Origin of the sequence: Flavobacterium sp. 83, assembly GCF_000744835.1 — a bacterium.
In the GTDB taxonomy this organism is placed as follows: Bacteria; Bacteroidota; Bacteroidia; order Flavobacteriales; family Flavobacteriaceae; genus Flavobacterium.
Window position 1 is genome coordinate 1,366,163 of sequence record NZ_JQMS01000001.1, and the last position, 16,248, is coordinate 1,382,410.

At 35.0% G+C, this 16,248-nt stretch carries 12 protein-coding genes; 6 read left to right on the forward strand and 6 right to left on the reverse strand.

The features are described 5' to 3' along the window. Positions 1–8 precede the first annotated feature (8 nt). From T410_RS05975 to T410_RS05985, 3 genes are all read right to left on the reverse strand, one after another. Positions 9–1,061, reverse strand: a complete 1,053-nt coding sequence (locus T410_RS05975; RefSeq protein WP_035669469.1) for an NAD(P)/FAD-dependent oxidoreductase — start codon at positions 1,059–1,061, stop codon at positions 9–11. Between the two features lie 2 nt (positions 1,062–1,063). Beyond that, the gene (gene rsmI, locus T410_RS05980) at positions 1,064–1,777 is read right to left on the reverse strand and encodes a 16S rRNA (cytidine(1402)-2'-O)-methyltransferase (protein ID WP_035669472.1); all 714 of its coding nucleotides are present in this window, start codon (positions 1,775–1,777) and stop codon (positions 1,064–1,066) included. Positions 1,778–1,910: 133 nt separating this feature from the next. Then, positions 1,911–2,870: a hypothetical protein gene (locus T410_RS05985; protein WP_035669474.1), complete on the reverse strand. Its 960-nt coding sequence runs from the start codon at positions 2,868–2,870 to the stop codon at positions 1,911–1,913. 197 nt (positions 2,871–3,067) lie between these two features. Between T410_RS05985 and T410_RS05990 the strand changes: the two genes are divergently transcribed. After that, positions 3,068–3,658 (forward strand): thymidine kinase, encoded by a 591-nt coding sequence (locus tag T410_RS05990; RefSeq protein WP_035669475.1) that lies wholly within the window; start codon positions 3,068–3,070, stop codon positions 3,656–3,658. A gap of 78 nt (positions 3,659–3,736) precedes the next feature. Here T410_RS05990 and rpoN read toward each other — a convergent pair whose 3' ends face one another. From rpoN to T410_RS06005, 3 genes are all read right to left on the reverse strand, one after another. Continuing rightward, positions 3,737–5,203, reverse strand: a complete 1,467-nt coding sequence (rpoN, locus tag T410_RS05995; protein ID WP_035669477.1) for an RNA polymerase factor sigma-54 — start codon at positions 5,201–5,203, stop codon at positions 3,737–3,739. A 77-nt stretch (positions 5,204–5,280) separates the two neighbouring features. Continuing rightward, positions 5,281–6,717 carry an asparagine--tRNA ligase gene (asnS, locus tag T410_RS06000; RefSeq protein ID WP_035674168.1) on the reverse strand — a complete coding sequence of 479 codons (1,437 nt, stop codon included), beginning with the start codon at positions 6,715–6,717 and terminating at the stop codon, positions 5,281–5,283. Positions 6,718–7,173: 456 nt separating this feature from the next. Continuing rightward, positions 7,174–9,540 (reverse strand): RND family transporter, encoded by a 2,367-nt coding sequence (locus T410_RS06005; RefSeq protein ID WP_035669480.1) that lies wholly within the window; start codon positions 9,538–9,540, stop codon positions 7,174–7,176. A 196-nt stretch (positions 9,541–9,736) separates the two neighbouring features. Between T410_RS06005 and T410_RS06010 the strand changes: the two genes are divergently transcribed. The 5 genes from T410_RS06010 to T410_RS06030 all read left to right on the forward strand — a co-directional run bounded on the left by T410_RS06010 (position 9,737) and on the right by T410_RS06030 (position 16,234). After that, positions 9,737–12,004, forward strand: a complete 2,268-nt coding sequence (locus T410_RS06010) for a cation:proton antiporter (protein WP_035669482.1) — start codon at positions 9,737–9,739, stop codon at positions 12,002–12,004. A 2-nt stretch (positions 12,005–12,006) separates the two neighbouring features. After that, positions 12,007–12,336, forward strand: coding sequence for a multidrug efflux SMR transporter (locus T410_RS06015; protein ID WP_035669485.1), 330 nt, complete (start codon positions 12,007–12,009; stop codon positions 12,334–12,336). A 50-nt stretch (positions 12,337–12,386) separates the two neighbouring features. Beyond that, positions 12,387–13,157, forward strand: a complete 771-nt coding sequence (locus T410_RS06020; protein WP_051929364.1) for a sensor histidine kinase — start codon at positions 12,387–12,389, stop codon at positions 13,155–13,157. Beyond that, positions 13,120–13,839, forward strand: a complete 720-nt coding sequence (locus T410_RS06025; RefSeq protein ID WP_035669488.1) for a LytTR family DNA-binding domain-containing protein — start codon at positions 13,120–13,122, stop codon at positions 13,837–13,839. The genes T410_RS06020 and T410_RS06025 overlap by 38 nt, the downstream gene beginning before the upstream one ends. 124 nt (positions 13,840–13,963) lie before the next feature. Beyond that, complete coding sequence (locus T410_RS06030) at positions 13,964–16,234, forward strand: cation:proton antiporter (RefSeq protein WP_035669491.1); 2,271 nt, start codon at positions 13,964–13,966, stop codon at positions 16,232–16,234. Positions 16,235–16,248 lie beyond the last annotated feature (14 nt).

Here is a 16,248-nt window from a genome sequence, read left to right on the forward strand (position 1 = left end):
TTAATTGTTTAAAATTGTGAAGCGATTGTTTTCGCGGCAAAAATAGCGCCATCCATGTAACCAGGGTTTTGAGTAGCGGTTTCGGCCCCGGAAATATATAGTTTATCTGTTAATAATGGGGTTTTAAAGAGTAAATGTCCGTTATTTTGGTGCGGTAATACGAGTTGCTCGTACGGATGAAATGCTAAAGGTTCTTCCCTCCAAACGTTTTCATAATAGCATACATAATCGGTAGCTTCTGACCCAAAGAAAGTCGTTAATTGTGCAATCACTTTCTCTTTACGTTCCTCCAAGGAAAGAACTGCGGTTCCACCATTTAGGAATCCTTTCAGCGCAAAACCGGAATTGTCGGCGGTGCTGTGGTCGTACATTTCCTGAATGATACTGGCTTGGCTGAATAACGTTCCAGAGTAGTTATTCTTTTTCCAAAATGGAGTTTTATATTCCACAGCGAATTTTATGGATTCGCCCATCCAAGTATGGGTTTTCTTGGCTAGTTGTGTGAAATTTTCGGGTAATTTAGGTTCGAAAATCACCGAGTTTACCAGTAAATTAGGCGGAATAGTACTAATCACTTTATCAGCTGAATAACTATTACCACTTGAATCAGTTACGATTAATTGGTTGTTTTCCTCTTTTATTCCCGTTATTATGGTTTGTGTTTTAATATGCTGCATGTCAATCTCAGATGCTAATTTCTCAATTAGTGTTGCTGTTCCGCCCTCAATGCGAAAAGAAGGTTCTTCGGAATCTGAGATTTTAAATTTTTGTGGCGGTACAAAAGACATCGTTTCAAATAATGAAATACCTTTTGTATGTTGTCTAAAATAGGGTAATTTTAAAGTGTGGAGTACTTCCAAAAGATGTTGATGTTGGTTTCCAAACCAAGTCGCACCCATTTCCATCGTGACACCTGTTATGCCCGTTATGGTTTTTATGCGACCTCCAATTCTGGTATTAGCCTCCAATATTAGAACTTCTATTCCTTTTTTTTGAAGTAAAAAAGCGGTGTAAAGTCCGCAAAGTCCCGCACCGATTACAATAACTTTTTCCTTTTTCATGATTATTCTTCAGCTGAGAATTTAGATTTTTTAGGTTCTTTTGTTATTGGTTTTCCGCCCACAACCACAACAATTTCTCCTCTAGGAGCTGTTTTTTCAAAATGAGTTAAAACTTCTCGTACTGTTCCTCGAATATTTTCTTCGTGCAGTTTGGATAGTTCCCTAGAAACTGATATTTGACGGTCTTCGCCAAAATAAGTAATGAATTCGGCTAAAGTCTTCACTAATTTGTGCGGTGAAACATATAAAATCATTGTACGGGTTTCTTCGGCTAAAGCTAAATAACGGGTTTGTTTCCCTTTTTTATCAGGCAAGAATCCTTCAAAAACAAACTTGTCATTGGGTAAACCGCTGTTTACTAATGCAGGGACAAATGCCGTTGCACCAGGCAAACATTCTACTTCAACTCCATTTTCGACACAAGCGCGGGTTAATAAAAAGCCTGGATCAGAAATGGCCGGCGTTCCCGCATCCGAAATTAAGGCGATATTTTCTCCAGCTTTTAATCTAGAAATTAAATTTTCGATAGTTTTGTGTTCATTGTGCATGTGATGGCTGTACATGTGTGTGCCAATTTCAAAATGCTTCAACAATTTCCCGCTGGTTCGCGTGTCTTCGGCTAGAATCAAATCGACTTCTTTAAGAATCCGAATTGCTCGGAAAGTCATGTCTTCGAGATTGCCGATAGGCGTGGGAACGATATATAATTTTGACATAAATTAAAAAATTAAACGCATCCCGAATTTTCGAGATAAGAAGTAAAACGGAATGAATTTTAAAACTTAAAATCCATTCCGTTTTTTATTATTTTGTTGTTTTTTAAAGGAACTTAGAACAATTCAAATGGAATTACAAGAATTTTTTCTCGATAATATCCATAAAACGTTCCTCGTAATCTTGTTTGCCTTCCCAGTTATTGTAATCTGGTTTCACCATTTCCTGAATAAAGTCTCTAGTTTCGTAGAAAGTGTCAAACGTGATTAATTGATTTAAAACACGGTTGTAATCCTCGCTGCTGTTGCCAAAAAGGTGTTTTGTAAAGGCAATGCGATCATTCAAATCGATATTGATATTTTTGGCTAATTTTTCGTTTAGGGAAGCTATTTTTGGTTCTACCGGTTCCGCTTTTACTTCTTCAATGGTGTCCAGTTGTTTTTCTTCAAAATCAATGGCAATGGCGGTAGGAATATTTTCAAGCGGATGTACTTTTACAAACTGAGTATCGCTGTAATTACCACCTAATAAATCTTCAAAAGAAATTTGGACTGCTTCCATTTTCTTTGGTGTTTCAATTTCAGCTACTTTTTCTTCTTCAACTTCTTCAACTTCTTCTTCTGATAATTCGAAAGCTGGTACGAATGGAGCGGTTTCTGGCGCAGATATTTCTTCTTTAATTTCAGCGTCCGCAACTATCTCTTCTTCAATTTCAGGTTCTTTCTCGGTAACTGTTTCTTCTTTTTCCTCTAACGGATTTTCCTCGGTTTCCTCAGAAATTATTTCTTCTGGAACAATAGTCGCAGTTGGTTGAAATAATCCAGTTTTTTCTGTTGTAATGTCTTCAATAGCTACTTTCGTTTCAGGTTTAGTAGTTTCTTGTTGTTCAAAAACTTCCGTAATTTTTTTCTCTATTTCGGTAATTCCAATAGTTGGTTTTGCGTCACTAAAATGCTCGTCTACAAATCGCAAGACAGAAAGTTTTTCATACAGTTTCTGAGTTTCCAAATATAATTGATTGATATCAGATTTATTTTTTAGTTGTAATATTCTGTGTGCAATGCTGATTAAATCGGCTTCCAATTTTTTTTTCATAACTTAGAAATTATAGTGTGTTAGGCGGGTCTTTTTCAATAAATTCCTTCCTGAGTTTTATTTAGCCTTAGGAAGAAGTAACCTTTAATAAAAATGTTATACTTTTGAAACGACGTAAAAGTATAAAATTTTTAAGTCGGTTTTATCCGTTACAAAGTAATAAAAACTATTCATTTTTTAAGTCAGAAAAATACAAAATGTTTCTCGAAAATACAGTAAATCATAAAGAACAATTTGGTTGGATTGAAGTCATTTGTGGCTCTATGTTTTCGGGTAAAACCGAGGAACTCATTCGTCGTTTGAAAAGAGCGCAATTTGCCAAACAAAAAGTTGAAATTTTCAAACCGGAAATAGATACACGCTATCATGACGATATGGTAGTTTCGCATGATGCTAACGAAATTCGTTCCACGCCCGTTCCCGCTGCTGCAAATATTGCTATTTTGGCGCAAGGTTGTGATGTGGTGGGAATTGACGAAGCTCAGTTTTTTGATGATGAAATTGTCAAAATTTGTAATGATTTGGCAAACCAGGGAATCCGTGTAATTGTTGCCGGATTGGATATGGATTTTAAGGGAAATCCTTTTGGCCCGATGCCCGCATTAATGGCTACTGCCGAATATGTTACTAAAGTTCATGCTGTATGCACTCGCACCGGAAATCTGGCGAATTACAGTTTCCGTAAAACAGATAATGACAAACTAGTCATGCTGGGGGAAACGGAAGAGTACGAGCCATTGAGTCGTGCTGCGTATTATCACGCAATGCGCAAAGATCAGGATAAATAGATATTTGGAAATATAATTTAAAAAAGGGGAAATTTGTTTCAAACAAACTTCCCCTTTTTAGTATTTTTAATTTTCCGTTTACATCTTCTTTCTCATTCTCGCCACTGGAATATCCAGTTGTTCTCTGTATTTTGCAATCGTTCTTCTCGCAATTGGATAGCCTTTTTCTTTAAGGATTTCGGCTAATTGATCGTCTGGAAGCGGTTTGAGTTTGTCCTCTTCATCAATAACATCTTTTAGGATTTTCTTGATTTCAAGGGTGGAAACTTCCTCACCTTGGTCGTTAGTCATCGCTTCCGAGAAGAATTCTTTTATCAATTTAGTGCCATAAGGCGTTTCTACGTATTTGCTGTTGGCTACACGGGAAACAGTCGAAATGTCAAGACCTACCATATCCGCAATGTCTTTTAGAATCATCGGTTTTAGCTTAGTTTCATCACCGTCGAGGAAATATTCTTCCTGATAATGCATAATAGCATTCATGGTGACAAAAAGCGTTTCTTGGCGTTGGCGTATCGCATCGATAAACCATTTAGCCGAATCGAGTTTTTGCTTGATGAACTGCACGGCATCTTTTTGCTGCGCTGATTTATCACGGGAATCCTTATAGGTTTGCATCATTTCCTGATAATCTTTGGAAACGTGCAGGGAAGGAGCATTTCGTCCGTTTAAGGTCAGTTCCAGCTCGCCGTCCACAATTCGTATAGCAAAATCAGGAACTACATTTTCAGTTACTTTGTTATTTCCGGTGAAAGATCCTCCTGGTTTTGGATTCAGTTTTTCTATTTCGTGAATGGCTTTTTTAAGCTGCTCATTCGAAACGTTGTATTTTTGAATTAATTTATCGTAATGTTTTTTGGTAAATGCATCAAACTGATTTTCGATAATATCAGTGGCTAATTCAACTGATTCCGTTGGTGTTTTGTGTTTCAATTGCAACAACAAACATTCCTGCAAATCTCGTGCTCCCACGCCTGAAGGTTCCAGTTCATGAATGACCTGCAACATTTTTTCTACCATTTTCTCATCAGTATAAATACCTTGAGTAAATGCCATATCGTCTACCATATCAGGTACACTGCGACGAATGTAGCCCATATCGTCAATACTTCCTACTAGAAATTCGGCAATTTCACGCTCTTCATCATTCAGAATGAACGTATTCAACTGATTGATTAAATCCTGATGAAAACTTACTGGAGCCGCAAAAGGAGTTTCGCGATCATCGTCATCGTCACTGTAATTGTTGGCTTGAGTTTTGTAATCGGGTGTTTCGTCGTTACTTAAATATTCGTCGATGTTAATGTCTTCGGCTTCAATTCTGTCTGATTCCGAATCATCATAATCGTCATAATCTTCATTTTCGAACTCGTCTTTTTCGTAATCCTCTTCTTCTTTTCCAGTTTCCAGCGCTGGATTTTCGTTCATTTCTTCCAATAAACGTTGTTCAAAAGCTTGCGTTGGCAATTGAATTAACTTCATCAACTGTATTTGTTGAGGAGATAATTTCTGTGATAATTTTAAATTTAAGAATTGCTTTAGCATTTTATATTTTGTTGTTTTTGTTTAAGGTTTAAAGTTTCAGGTTGTTGAACTTGACACTTTAAACGGGAAACAAATTTTTAAAATTCCGCATTCAATGGTGTTCTTGGAAAAGGAATTACATCACGTATGTTGGTCATTCCTGTTACAAATAATACCAATCTTTCGAATCCAAGACCAAAACCTGAGTGAACTGCTGAACCGAATCGTCGGGTATCAAGGTACCACCACAATTCTTCTTCATTAATTCCTAAGGCTTTCATTTTTTCAACCAAAACATCAAAACGTTCTTCTCTTTGAGAACCTCCTACGATTTCTCCAATTCCAGGGAAAAGGATATCCATGGCGCGAACTGTTTTTCCGTCTTCGTTCAAACGCATATAAAATGCTTTGATATTTGCCGGGTAATCAAACAAGATTACAGGACATTTAAAGTGTTTTTCTACCAAATAACGTTCGTGCTCTGACTGTAAATCAGCACCCCATTCGTTGAGAATATAGTTGAATTTTTTCTTTTTATTTGGTGTACAATCTCTTAAAATGTCAATGGCTTCCGTATACGAAACACGTTTGAAATTGTTTTCCAAAACAAAGTTTAATTTTTCTAAAAGAGGCATTTCGCTTCTGTCTGCCGCTGGTTTAGATTTCTCTTCGTCCAATAATCTTCCTTCAAGGAATTTCAAATCCTCCGGACATTTGTCCATAGCATATTTGATTACATATTGAATGAAATCTTCAGCCAAATCCATGTTGTCATTCAAATCATTGAAAGCCACTTCCGGCTCAATCATCCAAAATTCCGCAAGGTGACGCGAAGTATTCGAGTTTTCGGCTCTAAAAGTTGGTCCAAAAGTATAAATTTGACCCAAAGCCATGGCGAAAGTTTCTCCTTCCAGTTGCCCCGAAACCGTTAGGTTCGTTTCTTTTCCGAAGAAATCTTCCTTGTAATTCACTTTTCCGTCTTCATTTCTTGGTGTTCCGTCAAATGGCAAAGCGGTAACTTTAAACATTTCACCGGCACCTTCAGCATCCGAACCTGTAATGATTGGCGTATTCACATACACAAAACCTTTCTCTTGAAAATAACTGTGAACCGCATACGACAATACCGAACGTACTCTCATTATGGCTCCAAATATATTCGTACGCACTCTTAAATGCGCATTTTCACGCAAGAAATCCAAGCTTGGTTTGTTTTTTGGCTGTATCGGGAATTTCTCTGCATCTGAATCTCCAAGAATTTCTAGTTTTGCCACTTGAATTTCAAATTTCTGTCCGGCACCTTTACTTTCTACCAAAGTTCCCGTTACAGATATTGCTGCTCCAGTCGTAATTCTCCTTAAAGTCTCATCAGGAGTATTCTCAAAATCGACAACACATTGTATATTATCAATGGTTGAACCATCGTTTAAGGCAATAAATTGATTGTTTCTAAAAGTTCTCACCCATCCTTTTGCATTTACTTCATGAAGCGTCATGGCGCTGTTTAGTAAGTCTTTAACTTTTGTATGTCTCATTTTAAGTATATAATTGATATTAAAAAACATCGTGTATCCGAACTGCAAATATAAAGGATTTGTTTTAAAAGTCATTGCGACAAATAGGGTAATCAGGAGCTATTTCCCGCTATTCGCTGTATCGTTGTGTTTTTAAAGAAAAAACACAAAGGATGCCGCTTCTATCGGGGCTAAACGAATGGGAATAGTTAGAAATTTTTCGTTTCTATTGTCATTGCTTCGCCAGTCCGGATGTTACCCTCGTGTTTGACCGAGGAGGAATGATAAGTTAGCAAGTGAAGTTTTGAATAAAGATGTTTTTAGTTTACTGCAATTACCTAGCCCCCAATTACTTCACTTAGCTATAATTTTTATAGGAGTTTAGTGAACTATGTTTGCAGTGAAAATCCTTTTTTCTCGTTTTTTAGAACGAGAAAAAAGATTGAAACGAATAGCATGAACTAGCTCCTAAAAAACTTAATTAAGTTCTTCAATAAGTTCTTCTTTTTTAGCTTTTTTCTTTTCAAAAGTCAATACTAGTGCAGGTAAAACCAATAAGTTTGCAAACATGGCAAACAGTAATGTACAAGAAATCAAACCGCCAAGCGCAATCGTACCGCTAAAGCTGGAAAGAGTGAAAGTTGCAAATCCTAGAATCAATACCACCGAAGTGTAAAATGTACTAATTCCTGTTTCTCTCAGTGAACTGAATACTGATTTTTTTACTTTCCCTTTGTTTTGCTGTAAGTCAAGGCGGTATTTTGCCATAAACTGAATCGCATTATCCACCGAAATTCCAAAAGCAATACTGAAAACCAAAATCGTTGATGGCTTCAGCGGAATCCCAAAATAACCCATTAATCCTGAGGTGATGCAAAGCGGCAAAACATTAGTAATTACGGATGCCATTACCATTTTACCTGATCTAAATAAATAGGCCATTAATAATGCAATAAGAAAAATAGCGAAAATCAAGGATTCAATAAGGTTGTCAATTAAGTAGGAAGTTCCTTTTTGAAATACCAACGCTTTTCCGGTAAGGGTCACTTCGTAACGGTCTTTAGGAAAAACTTTGTCAATTTTTTGTCGCAGTTGATTTTCTACTCTTGCCATTTCTACGGTCCCTATGTCTTTCATGAAAGTAGTGATTCTGGCATATTGTCCAGTAGAATCTACATAACTTTTCATCAAGTTTTCTTTGGTGTTTTTAGTAGCATTTTTGGCATACGAAAGAATGAAGGCCTGTTCTTGTGATGTTGGTAATTCGTAATATTCCGGATTACCGTTGTAATACGCTTGTTTGGAATATTTAACCAAATTTACAATAGAAATAGGTTTCGATAATTCTGGAATTGTAGCAATGGTTTCTTGCAATTCGTCCATTTTTTTCATTGTGGATAATTTCATAACTCCTTTTTTGCGTTTGGTGTTAATCATGATTTCCAGAGGCATAACGCCGTTGAATTCCTTTTCGAAAAAAACAATGTCTTTAAAGAAAGAAGCACTTTTTGGCATTTCGCCAATTAAACTTCCCGAAACTTTCATCTGTGAAACCCCAATTACACTGAATATAAGCAATAAAGCGTAGATGATATAAATCGTTTTTCGTTTGTATTTTACAATATTCTCCACCCAATCCAACAAGGTCGAAATGTATGTTTTACTCAGGTGATACAAGTGTTTTTCCTTTGGCAAAGGCATAAAACTATAAATAATTGGTACAACAACCAGTGTCAATAGATATACGGAGATTACGTTGATAGAAGTCACTAATCCAAACTCAAAAAGTAAGTCGTTACCCGTAATCATAAACGTTGCAAAACCGGCAGCTGTTGTTAAATTCGTCATTAGGGTTGAAACCCCAATTTTTGAAATGACACGTTGCAAGGCTTTCGCTTGATTATTATGCAGTTTTATTTCCTGCTGGTATTTGTTAATCAGGAAAATACAGTTTGTAATTCCAATGACAATAATTAGTGGCGGAATAATAGCCGTTAAAATTGTGATTTTGTAATGGAATAACCCCAATGTTCCAAAAGACCACATTACTCCAAAAAGCAAAATACAAATGGATATAAATGTCGCTCGAAAGGAACGGAAGAATAAAAAGAATATTAATGAAGTAATTAACAAAGCCGCACCAATGAAAAGGCCAATTTCCCCTTTCATATTTTCGGCATTTATGGTTCGGATGTAAGGCATTCCTGAAACGCGAAGGTCGATTCCGGTAGTTTTTTCAAATTTTTCAATTTTTGGAACCAGATTCTCAATAATAAAAGTTTTTCTTCCTGCAGTATTTACAATTTTCTTGTTTAAATAAATCGCTGATCGAATACTTCCTGATTTTTTATTAAACAATAATCCTTCGTAAAAAGGCAAATTATTGAAGAGTTCGTTCTTTATTTTCTGTAAGTATCCTGGATTTACTGTTTGAGTTTGGTCGATAAGTGGTACCAATTCAAATTTTTCTTCTGCTTCGTTTTTTTCTAATTTTTTTAAATCGTTCAATGAAACAACCAGCTCTACTTCTTTGGAGTTTTTTAAACCAGTCATTAATTCATTCCAGGCAGCAAAAGCTTTTGGTGTGAAAAAAGTATTGTCTTTGAAACCTATAACAATCAAATTGCCTTCTTCACCGAATTTATTTAAGAAATCTTCATATTGTCGATTTACAATGTGTTTTTTAGGAAGTAGATTGGCTTCGGTATAGGTCATACCAAGATTTTTCCATTGAAATGCCAAAAAAACGGTTAGGGCAAGAATAACTCCTAGTATTACGATTCTATTTTTAAGCACAATTCGGGCGATTAATTCCCAAAATCCTACTGTTATTTTCTTTTTCATAGCTGTTTTAAAAATGCATGCAAATGTAATGAAAACCGTTACAAATCATGAAGTTTAAAGCAAACTTTTTGTATTGGCGCTAGGATGGTTCTTAGTTTTTATTTTACATTAAGATAATTTATGAGATATAAATTATATATTTGGTTTTCTCATCTTTGCTTTTTTTAGAGATGAGTAAGTCTATTCAAAAATAAATATGAAAAATTATAAAAATGCAATATTTTATTTCGGTGTAACTGGTGGTTTCACCGCTTTAATGTACTGGATTATTAAAAAAGGAAAGCATTTAGAAGTAAGCAAAAAAGTTACCCTTGCTACAATTGAAAATGGTTCTTGGAATGATTTTATAGCTTCCATGCAACATAGCTTTCAAGATCCTTTAGCGATACTTTTAGCCCAAATTATAACGATAATACTTGTAGCCCGATTTTTTGGTTGGGTTTTTAAAAAAATTGGACAACCCTCAGTAATAGGGGAGATTATTGCCGGTATTGTTTTAGGTCCATCCTTATTAGGGATGTATTTTCCTGAATTTTCAGCGGCATTGTTTCCAGTGGAATCGTTAGGGAATTTAAAGTTTTTAAGTCAAATAGGGTTGATACTGTTCATGTTCGTTATAGGCATGGAACTCGATTTGAAAGTATTAAAAAATAAAGCCAATGAAGCCGTAGTGATTAGTCACGCCAGTATTGTAATTCCTTTTACGCTAGGCATTGGATTGGCTTACTTTGTTTACAATAGATTTGCTCCAGAAGGAGTCAAATTTCTTTCTTTTAGTTTGTTTATGGGAATAGCCATGAGTATAACTGCTTTTCCAGTTTTGGCAAGAATCGTTCAGGAAAGAGGAATTCATAAAACTAAATTAGGTGCTATTGTCATTACCTGTGCCGCAGCTGATGATATTACTGCTTGGTGTATACTGGCAGTTGTAATTGCAATTGTAAAAGCTGGAACTTTTGTCAGTTCGTTATACATCATTTCACTAGCTATAATTTATGTTCTATTGATGATTTTTATTGTAAAGCCTTTTTTGAAAAGAATAGGTGATTTATATGGAAGTAAGGATAGTATTATAAAACCGGTTGTTGCCATCTTTTTTCTTGTTCTTATACTTTCTTCTTATGCTACTGAAGTGATTGGTATTCATGCGCTTTTTGGTGCTTTTATGGCAGGGGCTATCATGCCTGATGTTCCAAAATTCAGATCTATATTTATTGAGAAAGTAGAAGATGTTGCCTTGATACTTTTATTGCCTTTATTTTTCGTTTTTACTGGTTTAAAAACGGAGATTGGACTTATCAATGATCCTTACTTATGGAAAGTAACGGGATTTATTATTCTGGTTGCGGTTGTCGGGAAGTTTTTAGGGAGTGCTTTAGCTGCTAAATTTGTAGGTCAGAGTTGGCGCGATAGTTTAACTATTGGTGCCTTGATGAATACTAGAGGTTTAATGGAATTAATTGTGTTGAACATTGGATTAGAACTTAAAGTATTGACTCCCGAAGTTTTTACAATGATGGTTATCATGGCGTTAGTGACTACTTTTATGACTGGCCCAGCTTTGGATTTAATTAATTACATTTTTAAGACGAAAGACAATATTGACAATGAGGAAGTGTCAAATAATAAATTCCGAATTTTAATCTCCTTTGGTAATAACGAAAAAGGGAAATCCCTTTTACGATTGGCCAACAGTTTAATCAAGAAAACAAAAGAAACAGCATCAGTTACGGTTATGCATTTGTCATTGAGTGATGAAATGCATCAATTTAATATGGAAGACAAAGAGAAAAATAGTTTTATTCCAATTGTTGAAGAATCTAGAATACTAAAACAAGAAATTACCACTATTTTTAAAGCAACAATCGATATTGAAACCGACATTGCTGATATTGCAAATCAAGGAGATTTCGACTTACTGCTTATTGGTTTAGGGAAATCAATTTTTGAAGGAACCATTCTCGGAAAAGTAATTGGTTTCACCACGAGAATAATCAATCCGGACCGACTGATTGATAAGTTTACCGGAAAAGAAGGATTGTTTGAAAATTCTCCTTTTGATGAAAGAACTAGACAAATTATTTCTAAAACCAAGATGCCGATTGGGATTTTGATTGACAAAGATTTGCAAAATGTAAATGAAATTTTTCTTCCTATTTTTTGTCAAGAAGATTCATTTTTGATTGAATATGTTCAAAAATTAATTTATAATAACAATTCCAAAATAATGATTTTGGATGTAAATGGTCATATTGATTCTAATTTTGTAATTAAGAGTGCGATAAATTCATTGGAACAAAAATACCCAAACAACATAGGTATAATCACGGATAGAATTGTGAAAAAGGAATTTTTAGCTAAACAGGATTTAATGCTAATTAGTCTCGAAAGTTGGAAAACATTGGTGGATTCCAGAAGTGTTTGGTTGAGTGGTGTTCCATCGGTATTGATATTGAAACATTAATAATGAACTGGATTTTATTGATTATCGGAGGCCTTTTTGAAGTGGGTTTTGCCACTTGTTTAGGCAAAGCCAAAGAGAGTTCAGGTGTTGCCGCTACACTATGGCTGGGTGGGTTTTTACTTTGTTTGACTATCAGTATGCTATTACTTTATAAAGCCACACAAACATTACCTATAGGAACTGCTTATGCGGTTTGGACTGGTATAGGTGCTGTAGGAACCGTTTTAGTGGGAATTTTTGTTTTTAAAGAACCAGCTGATTTTTGGAGGGTTTTCTTTATCACTACTTTAATAGCTTCGATTATTGGACTAAAATTTGTGTCGAGTCATTAAATGAAATGCGAAAATGATTTTTACTTTCTAAAGTATTTTAAACATAAAATATGAATCAAATTCAAGAAAATAATGGTGTGATTTATATGTTTCTGGCTATTATTTTAATCCTGATAATTGCCCTTTGCTATGTTATTTATCGATTAATCCAATCTGGAAGAGCCAAAGAAAGCGTAGAGGAAAAGTTTCATTTACTGGAAATGAAAGTAAATAATTTACAGTTGGAAACATTAGAATCAAAGCTTAATCCCCATCTTTTTAAAAATATTCTCAATTCCATTCAGTCACATGCATACCAAACCTATTTTGCGTTAGATAAATTAGCGAATGTGCTGGATTACATTTTATACGAAAGCCAGAAAAAATTTGTTTCACCAAAAGAAGAAATCGAGTTTGCACTGAATCTGATAGAAATCAATAAAATTAAAGTCAGTCCACTTTTTGAATTGAAGGTAAAAACCAAAATTAACGAAGGTGAAATGCTTTATGAACAGCGACTTTTAGCACCTTTAATTTCGATAGATTTAATTGAAAATGCTTTTAAACATGCTGATTTGCAAAGTGCGGATGCTTTTATTTCGGTGTTGTTTGAATTTAAAGACAATTGTTTCTATTTGACGGTTTCGAATAAAATTTCAGATAAAAAGATATTGAAAAAAGAACGAAGCGGTATTGGAGCCACCGCATTGGAACAACGATTGAAAATTATATACAAAAATCAGTTTAAACTGGATAAATTTGTAGAAAATGACATTTATATTGCGCACTTAAAAATCAATCTTCTTGAATACAAAACTCAAATGCTTACTGCTGGACGATGAATTACCTGGATTGACGTACCTGAAGATGCTTTGTGAGCAAATTCCAGAATTAGAAATCGTAAAAGCATTCGACAATCCTGAAAGATTACTGGCTGAAATTCCAAAACTCGATTTTGATTTATGTATTTCAGATATCGAAATGCCAGGAATTGATGGCTTGAGTCTGGCGGGTTTATTACAAAATAAATTAGTCATTTTTACCACTGCCTATAAAAACTACGCTGCCGAAGCATTTGATATTGATGCCGTTGATTACATCACAAAACCGGTTACAAAAGAGCGTTTGCAAAAAGCAGTCACAAAGGCTTTGGAACGATTTAATAAACCTGAGATTACTAAAAAATTCATCCATTTAAATACGGATAAAGGGAAAGCATTATTGTATTTCCATCAGATTCATTATGTAAAAACTGCAGTGACTGACAGTAGAGATAAAGAAGTATTTCTTACTGACGGCAGTTCTCTGATTTTAAAAAACATTAATTTCGATTCCCTTTTAAGTCAGCTTCCTGAAACTGATTTTTGCAGGGTGAATAAAAAAGAAATCATTGCGATGAAGGCCGTGAAATTTTTCAATCACAATGAAATTACGCTAAGCCATCAAGAACAAAACGGAAAATTCACCACGCTAATTTTAAGTGAAACTTATCGTTTTGATTTTTTAATCAAAGTCAAAATCTAACTTATTACAAAGTTTTCCAATCTTGTTACATTCGGAAGAAATTACCTTGTGCTTTCCTTTATTTCTCAAAAATCACTTCCCATATTTGCATCGTAAAGCATTGCTAATTAAAAAAACAGGTTGTATGAGAAGTTTTAAAAATTCACTTTTTTATTTGATAATTATAGGCGGATTTTCTGCCTTGATGTATTGGATTGTCCTAAAAGGGAAAACCCTCGAAATAGGACAAAACATTGTTCATCACCAAATAGAAAACGGACATTGGAATGATTTTTTAGCATCGATGAACCATAATTTGCAACATCCACTGGCCATTCTTCTGGCGCAAATTGTCACTATTATTTTAGTCGCTCGATTTTTTGGATGGGTTTGCAGAAGAATTGGGCAGCCAACTGTAATAGGGGAGATGATTGCGGGGATAGTTTTAGGACCTTCTTTAATCGGGATGTATTTTCCTGAATTTTCGGCAATGTTGTTTCCAAAAGATTCGTTAGGCAACCTGCAGTTTTTGAGCCAAATTGGATTAATTCTTTTCATGTTTGTTATTGGGATGGAATTGGATTTAAAAGTGCTTAAAAATAAAGCGCACGATGCTGTTGTTATTAGTCACGCCAGTATTATTATTCCGTTTACTTTAGGGTTAGGATTGGCTTATTTTATATACCATTCTTTTGCGCCTCCCGGAGTTGAATTTCTTTCTTTTGGATTGTTCCTGGGAATTGCCATGAGTATTACGGCTTTTCCAGTTTTGGCGGGTATCGTTAGGGAACGCGGAATTCATAAGACTAAATTAGGCGCAATTGTAATTACCTGTGCCGCCGCCGATGATATTACGGCATGGTGTATTCTTGCAGCAGTAATTGCAATTGTAAAAGCAGGATCTTTTATGAGCTCTTTGTATGTTATTGCACTCGCAATACTTTATGTAATTGTAATGCTGAATGTAGTTAGACCTTTCTTAAAAAGAGTAGGGGATTTGAATTCCACAAGAGAAAGTCTTAACAAACCGGTTGTGGCTATTTTCTTTTTGACATTGTTATTGTCTTCTTATGCGTCTGAGTTGATAGGGATTCACGCTTTATTTGGAGCATTTTTGGCGGGGGTAATCATGCCGGAAAATAATAAATTCCGCACTATTTTTATCGAAAAAGTAGAAGACGTTTCCGTTGTAATATTACTCCCTTTATTCTTTGTTTTTACAGGTTTACGAACCCAAATAGGATTGATTGACGATCCTCATTTATGGAAAATTACAGGCTTGATTATTTTGGTTGCTGTGGTTGGTAAGTTTTTTGGTAGCGCGCTTGCGGCAAAGTTCGTAGGACATAGCTGGAAAGACAGTCTGTCTATTGGTACCTTAATGAATACGAGAGGTTTGATGGAGTTGGTTGTGCTAAATATTGGATATGATTTAGGGGTTTTATCAACCGAAATTTTTACCATGATGGTTATTATGGCATTGGCGACGACCTTTATGACGGGTCCGGCTTTGGATTTAATAAATTATCTTTTCAAAACAAAAGACAGTATTATCCCGGAAGAGATCAGTAATAAAAGTAAATATAAAGTGCTGATTTCTTTTGCCACACCCGAAAAAGGAAAAACATTATTGAAAGTAGCTAATAGTTTAGTCAAAAAGCAAAGTGGAAATACGGTGATTACCGCAATGCATTTATCGTTAAGTTCAGAGCTGCATTCTTTTGATATGAAAGATTATGAACGAGATATGTTTTTGCCGGTTATCTCGGAATCAGAAAGTCTGAATCAAAAAATAATTACCCTTTTCAAAGCGTCAAATGATATTGATTCAGATATAACGGATACGGCTAATCAAGGCGAATACGATTTACTGTTAGTAGGTTTAGGACAATCTATTTTCGAAGGAACGTTACTGGGTAAAGTACTTGGTTTTACGACAAGAATTATTAATCCGGATCGTTTGATTGATAAATTTACTGGAAAAGAAGGCTTGTTTGAAAATTCGCCTTTTGATGAAAGAACGAGGCAAATTATTGCTAAAAGCAAAATGTCAGTTGGAATTCTTGTGGATAAAGAATTAGAGGAGATTAATCAGGTCTTTATGCCCATTTTTAGTGATGAAGATGTTTTTTTGATTGAATTTGCCCAAAAATTGATTCGCAATAACGGTTCTCAAATTACCGTTTTGGATGCTGTTGGACACATTAGAAACAATAGAAAAATCCAAGAAGGAATTCGTTCGATAGAACAAATAGCTCCTAATCATATTATGGTGATGCAGGAAAGGACAATTAAAAAAGAGTTTTTAGAGCAACAGGATTTGATGATTATCAGTTTAGAAAGCTGGAAAAAACTGCTGGATTCTCATAGTATTTGGCTCAATAATACACCATCAGTGTTGATTATTAAACCTTAAAATATTTTAAATTA